Source organism: Candidatus Thioglobus sp. (assembly GCF_028599055.1).
Classification (GTDB): Bacteria; Pseudomonadota; Gammaproteobacteria; order PS1; family Pseudothioglobaceae; genus Thioglobus_A.
Window position 1 is genome coordinate 1 of record NZ_JAQRMS010000056.1, and the last position, 8,445, is coordinate 8,445.

Below are 8,445 nucleotides of genomic sequence, written 5' to 3' on the forward strand. Positions count from 1 at the left end.
ATACCAAAGTGGTTATCCTTGGTCAAGACCCTTATCATAATGAAGGCCAGGCGCATGGGCTTAGTTTTTCCGTGCCAGATGGGGTAAAAATTCCGCCATCACTCAGAAACATCTATCATGAGCTTGAACTAGATTTAGCCATTAAGCCCAATGCGAGTGGTAATTTGGAAAGATGGGCAAAACAAGGTGTGCTACTACTTAACAGCAGCCTAACGGTAGAAAAAAACTCACCAGGATCTCACGCCAAAACCCCTTGGATTGAGTTTACTGAATCAGTTATTCAATTACTTAGTGATCATAAACAAAATCTGGTGTTTTTACTTTGGGGTGCACATGCACAACAAAAAGCATCCTTAATCGATGCTGACAAACATTTAATATTAACAGCCAGCCACCCTTCGCCATTTTCTGCACACAAAGGTTTTTTTGGTTGTAAACATTTCTCAAAAACCAATGAATATCTTAAAATGCACAATCTACAACTAATAAATTGGTAACAGAGAAAAGTACAACTTCCCCCGTTACATAAAAAAATATGAAACTTATTATTGATGACGCATGCTACGCTTATAACGAAATTTTTTCACAATTTGGTGAAATAACCGCCATGGCTGGGCGTGATATAAATGCCGCCTCGGTAAAAGATGCGGATGTACTAATCGTGCGCTCACGTACTCAAGTTAATGAAACACTACTAAAAGGCAGCTCTATTAAATTTGTTGGCTCAACGGTTGCGGGGCTTGATCATGTTGATCAAGATTATCTTAAAAATAATGGCATTGAGTTTTTCTCAGCCCAAGGCTGTAATTCAATGGCAGTGGCTGAATTTGTCATTGCCACGATTCTTAATCTGGCTGACAAACACAACTTTAATTATCAAGACAAAACCCTAGGCATTATTGGTGTGGGTAATGTCGGCTCGCGCCTCGCGGCTAAGGCCGAACTTTTGGGCATTAAAACCCTGCTAAATGACCCAATACGTCAAGATAATGAAAATTTGCCAAATTTTGTCGACCTAGATACTGCACTCAGTGCTGATATTGTTACTTTTCACACACCTTTGACCTTTGATGGCAAATATCCAAGCTATAAACTGCTAAATAAGGCTAATTTTCATCATATAAGCGACCAAACCATTGTTTTTAACGCTGCTCGAGGCGGTGTGATTGTTGAAGAAATTTGGGAAAAAACGCAAACGCTGGAAAATGTGATTGATTGTTGGGAAAATGAACCAAATATTAATAAAAATCTTCAAAAAACGGCGTATTTAGCCTCGCCTCACATCGCAGGGCACTCGGTTGACGCTAAATTTATGGGTAGCTTTATGGCTTATGAAGCTTTATGTGATTTTTTAGGCGAAAAACAGCAAGAAAACATTAAAAACCTGATAAATCCTGGTGTTTTAACGCTAAAAAGCGAAAATTTGCTAGATTGTTTAAATGAAGTTTATGACTTTAAACAAGATACGGTAGCCATTAAAAATATCCAAAATTTTGAATATTACCGCCGAAACTACCCAATTCGCTACGAATGGCCACATTTTGACAGCAAAGTGACACTACCTATTGTTTAGCCAGCATTGATTTCTTAAAATTCATGGCAATGCATACTGGGCAATTCTCACTGGTATGTTTTCTGAGTTTTTTTGAGGCCTTAGCCATCAAACCCTCGATACCCTTACGCTTTATTTGTGAATTAAAAGAAGCTTGATAATTTTTCACCAAGCTTACCCCTGAAAATACCACATCGTAAATATGCCAGTCATTACTAAGCATCATCTTCAGGGAAACTACAACAGGTTTTGGATCACCATTAATATGAATATTTAGCCTTACAATGGCTTTATTGTCTTTACGCTTTACCTTGGGGTCGGCTGTAATTTTAATACCGTCAAGATCATCATAAGCAGCCAAAATAGCTGAATAGTTATCAACTAAAGAAACCGCAAGATAAGATTTGAGAATTAGCTGCTGCTGGGGTTTTAACTCATCCCAATGTGTTTTTTAATGCTTGTCTGGTACTTTCAGTAATGTCTAAATTGGGTAATAATTGCTCGACAATTAAATTTTCAACATCTTCGATTGAACTTTTGCCTTGTGCCTTGGACTCCTTTAAAGCCAGCAATGCGTCAGTCATAATATGTACAGCAGCCACTTCTGGTGGTGCTGACAAAGCGCTATTTGAGAAAAAACTAGTAGTTAACAACAACAATACAATACTTAGCTTTTTTAACATATTTTTTTATCTTTGGATTTCAGGTAATTTTCTCTTTATAGCGATAATTATCTAACCACCTCTTAAAATAGCCTTAATTTGTGATACCGCACTTTTTACTGTGGTTTGTTTAATGGTATCCATCAATAAACCAATATCAAATTTATGATGACGCTCAGCCATCACACCCATCTGTGGCATATCTGACAAGCCAGTTTCGATTGCATGCTCTTTGAATTTGTTGTTTTTCCAAAAGAATGCGCCTGGCATGGTTGTTGGTGTCACTACCGCATAAAATAAAATCCTTCCCAGGTAAGAGGAGATTAGCATGACTGATAACAAAGCAAAGTACAACGATGCATCCTGTAAATAAACCAATATTGGCAGGCAAATTATATTAAGTGCTAACAGCATATTTCTCATCGTATATGTTTTGCCGTAAGTAGTGGTCTGCTCAAAATGAGACGCCTGACCTTCACCTGTTTTCTTAAGTTCTACCGGATGAAAAATATAACCAATACTTTCAATGATAATACCCACCAATGCAATAGCAGAAAAAGTACTAATTAGCGCAACTTCTCCAGTAAGAATAATTAGTAAAGCACCTAATAACATACTACCTAGACTGATCGCCGTTCCATAAAACGCACTACCTGTTTGCCAATGATTCCAGAATGGACGTGCTGGTATGCGATACAACTTATACATATAATATGAGCCGAATAAAAATCCAAAGACGGTTACTGCATAGGCAATATTACTAAATAAATCCAAACCTGTTAATTCAACAACAAGCATCATTAACAAGCCAGTAAAGAATAAACTCACACCTGCAATTTCTCGACTAACTGGAGAGAATTTCAAATTATAAAAGCCTCGATAGAAGAATTGCGGCTTACCAAGATGCATGCTTAATTTAAACAAGCCATAGCCAATTAGCATAACCAATACTAAAAGAATAGTGACAGAATCAAGGCCGGATACTGCTTCGCTTACTGGAATAAAATTAAAGACGTCTGAGAAAACTAACCACATGGTTGCGCCAAATACTGCCTGCGCGCATAAAGTAAAAATTGCATGTGCATTTTCATGTGACTGTAATAATTTTTTAATACCCCAGTGTTTTTCCGCCGAATGTTTTTTACTATCAAGGGTTGATTTGAAATTACCGTCCTCTTGCTTGTGATACTTAACCGGCATACCATCAACTCTAACCATGTCTCTTTGAGTATTTTTTGTTTGCTGGAATCTCACATTAGGATGAGTGATTTCATTGGTTGGAAATCCAGGAATTGAAACTTTTGCCTGCTCTCTATTTTCAGGAATATTTTCAACAACACCAAAATCAAGTGCATTACCCAGACATGCTGCAACACAAGCAGGCTTTAAGCCAACCTCTAGACGATCAACGCACATATTACATTTACTTACTTGACCCTTAACCGGATCAAGCTGAGGCGCGTTATATGGACATACCCAAGTGCAATATCCACAACCAAAACAGATATCAGGATCTTGAAGCACCGCGCCGTATTCAGCAAATTTTGTATAAGCACGTGTTGGGCAGCCTTTAAGACACACAGGATCATCACAATGATTACACGCCATTGAAATATTTAGGCGCTGATAATCTGGATAAGAGCCACCTTCAACAAAACCTACTGATCGGAAGGCAAGATGTGAAGGCACTTCATTTTTCTCACTACAGGCTGATTCGCAGGCATGACAACCAATACAATTATCCGCATTAAAATAAAATCCATGTTGCTTGTAACGATTAGGATTTTCACCAACACCGTCGTCACCATTAATATTTAAACTTTGATTGCGCAGTAAACTATCTTCTTGAGATTTTTCAATGTCATGACCATAGCAATTGGTTTGCTTGGTTTCCTTGTCCCATAAAAAGGCGTATTTTGGCTCATCAGATCTAACGTTATACATACTATTTTCCTAAAATTCTCTCATTTCCATGCTTAATTTTGCACCAGATTTTTGATCTTTAATTGCTTCAATTCTAATAGCTTGCTGCTTATAAGCAGGCTGACGAGAATGCGGATCAAGCAAGCCCAGGGTTAGGCGATTGGCGCAATCATGAAAATGGAATGGCAAGAACACCATGTTTTTTGCAACCCTGTTGGTATATTTAGCCATCACAATCGCATCGGACCTTCTTGAAACTAGGCGCACATAATCACCATCACCAATCGCCATCTCTCGTGCTAAATCAGGGTTTATTTCAATGAATGGAATTGGGCTAAATTTATTATTATCGGCAATCTTTCCTGTTTTAGTTCGACCATGCCAATGCTCAACCAGTCGACCTGTGTTTAGCCAAATTGGGTATTTCTCATCGGGCACTTCATTGTTATCAACAAACGGCAGTGGAATTAATTTAGCCTTACCATCTGCATATCTAAAGGCAGCCTCTTCAGTATAAATACGCTTACCACCAGCGGGTGGTGGCTCATTATTTTCAACTTGTTTGTCTGTATAAGGCCATTGAATGCCACGATTTTTTTCAATTTTTTCATAATCCATGCCCGAAATATCACACAAGCGGCCTTTGGATAAATACCTCATTTCTTCAAAAACTTCTGACGTTGACTCAGGGAAGCTAACTTTTTCTTCTGTATTGAATCGTTTTGCCACTTCATTAAATATCCAGAAATCAGGTTTTGAATCGCCCGGTGGCTTCATAATCGGATTGATTAAATTCACCCGTCTTTCGGTGTTTGTCATTACACCAGATTTTTCTGCCCAAGTGCCTGCTGGCAGGAAGACATTAGCATATTGGCTACTTTCAGAATCTTGGTAGCAATCTTGCACAACACAAAATTCTAATTTTTCCATGGCTTTTCTTACTCGACCAGTGTTTGGTAAAGAAGTGAGTGGATTGGTCGCAATTAACCATAAACCTTTAATTTCACCAGTTTCAATAGCTCGATAAATATCGGTTTGAAACATACCACGCTTAGTTGGCAGAAAATCAACATCAATATTCCAAAACTCAGCTATCTCCTCTCGGTCTTTTGGATTTTCTAAATAACGATGATTTGGCAAACCAGAGCATGATGACCACTCTCTGGTTCCCATGGCGTTACATTGTCCAGTAATGGATAAGCTTGTACCGCCCGGTATACCGATATTACCGGTAATCAGTGCTAGGTTGTTAATACCAACTACACCATCAGAGCCATGCGTTGATTGATTGATACCCATGGTCCAGATCTGCATCGCTGCATTTGCCTTTGCAAATAATCGAGCCACAACACGAATGGTATCTTCGTCAATGCCACATATCTTAGAAGCAGTTACTGGATCGTATTTATCCACTTCTGCTTTAAGCTCATCGTAGCCATTGGTATTTTTTTCAATATAGTCAGCATCTTGCAGGCCTTCATTTAAGATGACATGCATCAATGCGTTCATTAGAACAATATCAGTACCTGGTGTAATGGTTAGGTGTATATCAGCATTTTGCGCCAACATGGTGACACGCGGGTCAACCACAATGAGTGGGAATTTCCTTTTCTCTTGAGCCTCTTTCATGCGCCAATAAATAATTGGATGCTGTTCAGGTAGATTAGAGCCCCAGGCGATTAAACAATCGGTATGTTCAAAATCTTCATAACAGCCTGGAGGGCCATCTGAACCAAATGAGCGTTTATAACCTGAAACTGCAGAGGCCATACATAAAGTAGTATTTCCATCATAATTGTTAGTGCCAATCAAGCCGCGAGTTAACTTACCTAGCGTGTAGAATTCTTCGGTAAACATCTGCCCTGTAGAAATAACTGCAATAGAATCTTTGCCATATTTTTCTTGAACCGCCTTTAACCCTTCAGCTGTTTTATCAATAGCATCATCCCAAGTTGTTTCATCAAAATCCTCATGCCAATGATCACGTATCAGTGGTTTGTTGCCACGCCCTTCTGACGTAAACAACTTGTGCTCCATGATACCTTTGAGACATAACTTACCTCGATTAACATCTGCACCACCAACACCACGGGAAGAAACCGCATGTCCTTTGTCGTTCAAGCCGACTTCTATCGAACACCCTGTTGAACAATAGCCACAAGTGGCATATTTCCATTCCACTACTTTTTTATCAACTAATTTAATTGGGTTTTTTTGAGTTCTTCCAAGAATCATTTTTTTATCCTTTACTTGGTCTTTCTACTTAATAATTAATAACAACAGTAATACAAAATTAATCGCAAAAGAAAGTGCGATCCAGAGCCTATATCTGCTTAATTCAGCTTCTGGTTTTTTAGGCTTTGACAATTTTAGAAATTGTGCGTTGGGGTGCTCTAAATCGTACAAAAACTCACTCAGTACTTCATATCTTTTGTGCACATCCAAGCTACAGGCCTTACGTATTGCGCCATCAATCCAGATGGGCAAGTTTGGATTTTGCAATAAAGTGGATTCATAGCTTAATTTTGCCAGCTTGTCTCGGGTTAGATTTTTGTCTAACTTATCTTGATAGACCAGCTTTGATGAAAACATCTCATACACAATAGCGCCCAAACTAAATTGATCCGAAGCCTGAGAGACGCGTTCATTCAATATTACTTCTGGGGCAGTATACCCTTGTGTACCTTGATTTGTATTAGTATGAATAGGGTTAACCAGCTCAGATACGCCTGCAATTCTGACTGAACCAAAATCAACAATTTTCACCTGGCCAATTTCATTAATCATGATATTTTCAGGTTTAAGATCACCGTGCACCATCTCTTGACGATGAAAAGCGCGCATACCTTGGATGATCTGTTTAATGATGCTAACAGCAATCTCTAACTCTGGATTTTTATGCTCATCGATCCAATCTCGCAGAGTTTGACCCTTAACATATTCCATAGCATAGGCTAAAAATTGCGCTGAATCATCAGTATTATGAATTTTGACCACATTTGGACTTTGAATACGATTACCCACCCACTGCTCATACATAAAATGCTTTAAGTACTCTGGATCATCCTCAAAATTGACCGATGGGGTTTTAAGCGCAACTAACTGTTTTGTAGCAATATCTTTCGCTAAATACAGCTGCATTTTTGCACTTGAAACAATCAACGACTCAATCTCAAAACCATTGATTTTCATACCCCGGGTTAAATCAGGTGGCACTGGGCGTTGTGTCAACTCATCAAAAGCTTCATCTAAATTCTTCTCAGGTAATTGCTCAATGGTCATGACGAGCGCTGAAATATTATCTAGGCTATTTTTACTCAGTGCACGCTCAACTAAGTCTTGCGCACTAAGCCCTCGACCCATTAATATTTCCAACAAGGCGTCATCTAAATAATCATGTACACCATCGGTGGTCATTAAAAATTGATCGCCCACTTGTAAATCAAAGGTCTGATAATCAACATTAACCGTTAGATCAAACCCCATGGCTCTTGAAAGGTAGGTTTTTTCTTTATTTAAACTAAGAATATGATCTTTAGTTAGTTGGGTCAACACCCCTTGTCGATAGCGATAAATCCTTGAATCACCCACATGAAACAGATGCGCAACGTTTGATTTAACAATCAACACACTTAAAGTTGAAAGCATGGATGACACTTCATTGGAACGCACTGATTGCGAGTACAGCCAATTATTAAGCGCTGAAATAACCTTACTAGCCGAATGCTCCATGCCCCAGGATTCTGGCGTTGAATAATAATCACTCAAAAAGCCATTCACGCAACAACTGCTGGCTTCTTTAGCTCTTTCGCAAGCACTAACACCATCAGCAATGACCGCGGTAATACCCTTAAACTCTAAGGATTTATTATCAGGCATGTGATAAGCCACGCAATCTTGATTCTCAGGCTTAATACCTGCAATCGAATGTGAATTAATTTGTGCTTTAAGCTGCTTCATGTTTAATTAAGTTTAATCACCTCAACGGTACCATCGTCTAACACCTCAACCATGTTACCTTTTGGCTCTTCCAAAAAGACAGCGATAAGCACTAATACAAGCGCACTAACAAGACCAATAATCATAAAGAATTGATCATAATCTACCATGGTGTTAACCGTTAAGAATAACACTGCACCCACATTACCGAACGCACCTGCCATACCAGCAATCTGCCCAGTAAGACGTCTTTGAATGAGTGGCACCATGGCAAATACTGCACCCGAACCTGCTTTAGAGAAAATACCGCCCACGATTGTCAGTGCAACGACCAGATAAATTGACCAGCTCTGATCAACATTTCCTAAG

General features: G+C 38.9%; 7 protein-coding genes and 1 pseudogene. 2 read left to right on the forward strand and 6 right to left on the reverse strand.

All coding sequences use genetic code 11. The features are described 5' to 3' along the window. Both ung and PSN35_RS04860 read left to right on the forward strand, forming a co-directional pair. The coding region (gene ung, locus PSN35_RS04855) for a uracil-DNA glycosylase (RefSeq protein ID WP_300030244.1) at positions 1-497 on the forward strand (497 nt) is incomplete at its 5' end. 38 nt (positions 498-535) lie between these two features. Next, complete coding sequence (locus PSN35_RS04860) at positions 536-1,573, forward strand: 4-phosphoerythronate dehydrogenase (RefSeq protein ID WP_300030247.1); 1,038 nt, start codon at positions 536-538, stop codon at positions 1,571-1,573. Here the strand turns inward: PSN35_RS04860 and PSN35_RS04865 are convergent. From PSN35_RS04865 to PSN35_RS04890, 6 genes and pseudogenes are all read right to left on the reverse strand, one after another. Then, on the reverse strand, positions 1,563-1,964 hold the full coding sequence (locus tag PSN35_RS04865) for a phospholipid-binding protein MlaC (RefSeq protein WP_300030262.1): 402 nt from the start codon (positions 1,962-1,964) through the stop codon (positions 1,563-1,565). The two genes, PSN35_RS04860 and PSN35_RS04865, sit on opposite strands and share 11 nt — an antisense overlap. 22 nt (positions 1,965-1,986) lie before the next feature. Then, positions 1,987-2,235 carry a hypothetical protein gene (locus PSN35_RS04870; RefSeq protein WP_300030250.1) on the reverse strand — a complete coding sequence of 83 codons (249 nt, stop codon included), beginning with the start codon at positions 2,233-2,235 and terminating at the stop codon, positions 1,987-1,989. A 51-nt stretch (positions 2,236-2,286) separates the two neighbouring features. Continuing rightward, positions 2,287-4,158 (reverse strand): DmsC/YnfH family molybdoenzyme membrane anchor subunit, encoded by a 1,872-nt coding sequence (locus PSN35_RS04875; RefSeq protein WP_300030252.1) that lies wholly within the window; start codon positions 4,156-4,158, stop codon positions 2,287-2,289. 9 nt (positions 4,159-4,167) lie between these two features. Continuing rightward, entirely contained in the window at positions 4,168-6,372 is a 2,205-nt protein-coding gene (locus PSN35_RS04880) for a molybdopterin oxidoreductase family protein (protein WP_300030256.1), read from the reverse strand. 24 nt (positions 6,373-6,396) lie between these two features. Further along, complete coding sequence (locus PSN35_RS04885) at positions 6,397-8,097, reverse strand: bifunctional protein-serine/threonine kinase/phosphatase (RefSeq protein ID WP_300030259.1); 1,701 nt, start codon at positions 8,095-8,097, stop codon at positions 6,397-6,399. 2 nt (positions 8,098-8,099) lie between these two features. Continuing rightward, positions 8,100-8,445: pseudogene (locus PSN35_RS04890) on the reverse strand (MFS transporter); the annotation flags it as partial.